General features: G+C 66.7%; 3 protein-coding genes. All 3 read left to right on the top strand.

All coding sequences use genetic code 11. The features are described from left to right. On the top strand, nt 1-446 hold a 446-nt coding region (locus tag EN984_RS33355; RefSeq protein WP_127384296.1), incomplete at its 5' end, for a Maf family protein. Next, entirely contained in the window at nt 439-1281 is an 843-nt protein-coding gene (locus EN984_RS33360; protein ID WP_127268020.1) for a shikimate dehydrogenase, read from the top strand. The genes EN984_RS33355 and EN984_RS33360, both read left to right, overlap by 8 nt. A 29-nt stretch (nt 1282-1310) precedes the next feature. Beyond that, nucleotides 1311-1789: dephospho-CoA kinase (gene coaE, locus EN984_RS33365; RefSeq protein ID WP_245480173.1), on the top strand; the 479-nt coding region annotated here is incomplete at its 3' end.

Raw genomic sequence — 1789 nt, forward strand, 5'->3', positions numbered from 1 at the left:
CCCTGGTGCTGGCCGAGGCCAAGGCCACAGAAGTGAGCGAGCGCAGGCCGGGCGCCCTGGTGCTCGGCTGCGACCAGACGCTGTCGCTCGTCGACGAGGTGTTCCACAAGCCGGCTGACATGGAAGGTGCCCGCCGTCATCTGCTGGCGCTGTCGGGCAGGACCCACCAGCTCAACAGCGCCGCGGTGCTGGTTCGCGACGGCAAGGTCTTGTGGCGGCATGTCGGCATTGCTTCGATGACCATGCGCAAGCTCGACCCGGCCTTCGTCGGCCGCCATCTCGCCCGCGTCGGCGCCAAGGCGCTGGGAAGCGTCGGCGCCTATCAGATCGAAGGCGAAGGCATTCAATTGTTCGAGAAAATCGAGGGCGATCATTTCACCATTGTCGGCCTGCCGCTTCTGCCGCTGCTGGCCGAACTGCGTGACCTGGGGGCAATCGATGGCTGAGGCGTCGAAGAAGGCCTTCGTGTCAGGCCATCCGGTCAAGCATTCGCGCTCGCCAAGAATCCATGGCCACTGGCTGGCCAGGCATGGCATTGACGGCAGCTACCAGGCCATCGATGTCGCGCCGCAGGATTTTGCCGAGTTCGTGAACACGCTGCAGGCAAACAATTACCGCGGCGGCAACATCACCATCCCGCACAAGGAAGTCGCCTTCGCGTTGGCCGAGCGCCGCGACCAGGCGGCGCAAGAGATCGGCGCCGTCAACACGCTGTGGTTCGAGAACGGCGTCCTGTGGGGCGGCAACACCGACGGTCACGGCTTTGCCGCCAACCTCGACGATCATGCGCCGGGCTGGGCAAGCAACGGTCCGGCGGTGGTGCTTGGCGCCGGCGGTGCGTCGCGCGCCGTCATCCATGCGCTGAAGCAGCGCGGCGTTGCCGACATCCGCATCGTCAACCGCACTCTGGCCCGAGCGCAGGAATTGAGGGATCGTTTCGGCGCCGGCGTGTCGGCGCATGGCATGGCGGCGACCGATGAACTGCTCGGCGATGCCGGCCTGCTGGTTAACACCACAGCGCTCGGCATGCATGGCAATGAAGGCCTGTCGGCCGATCCCGCCCGGCTGCCGGACCACGGCATCGTCACCGACATCGTCTATGTGCCGCTGGAGACGCCGCTGCTCGCCGCCGCCCGCGCGCGAAATCTGAAGACGGTCGACGGCCTCGGCATGCTGCTGCATCAGGCCGTGCCCGGCTTCGAGCGCTGGTTCGGCGTCAGGCCGCAGGTCACGGGGGAATTGCGCGCGCTTATCGTCGCCGATCTGGTGCCGAAGCCATGATCGTGCTCTGACTCACCGGCTCCATCGGCATGGGCAAGTCGACCACGGCCAGGATGTTCGCTGACGCCGGCGTGCCGGTCCATGATTCCGACGAGGCAGTGCATCGCCTCTATGCCGGCAAGGCAGCCCCCCTGGTCGAGGCCGCCTTTCCCGGCACCACACTTGCCGGCGTGGTCGATCGTGCCAAACTTGGCGCGCGCGTGCTCGGCGATGCCGCCGCGCTGAAGCGGCTCGAGGCGATCATTCACCCATTGGTGCGCGCCGACGCCGATGCCTTCCTGGCCAAGCATCGTAACGCGAGCGAATCGATCGCGGTGCTCGACATTCCCCTGCTGTTCGAAACCGGCGGCCGCAACCGCGTCGACAAGGTCGTCGTCGTCACCGCCCCGGCCGAGACCCAGCGCGAACGCGTGCTGGCGCGGCCGGGCATGACGGAAGAAAAACTGGCATCGATCCTGGCCAAGCAGGTGCCGGACGCGGAAAAACGCCGTCAGGCCGATTTCGTCGT

The sequence above is a fragment of the Mesorhizobium sp. M7A.F.Ca.CA.004.12.1.1 genome, assembly GCF_003997835.1.
GTDB lineage: Bacteria > Pseudomonadota > Alphaproteobacteria > Rhizobiales > Rhizobiaceae > Mesorhizobium.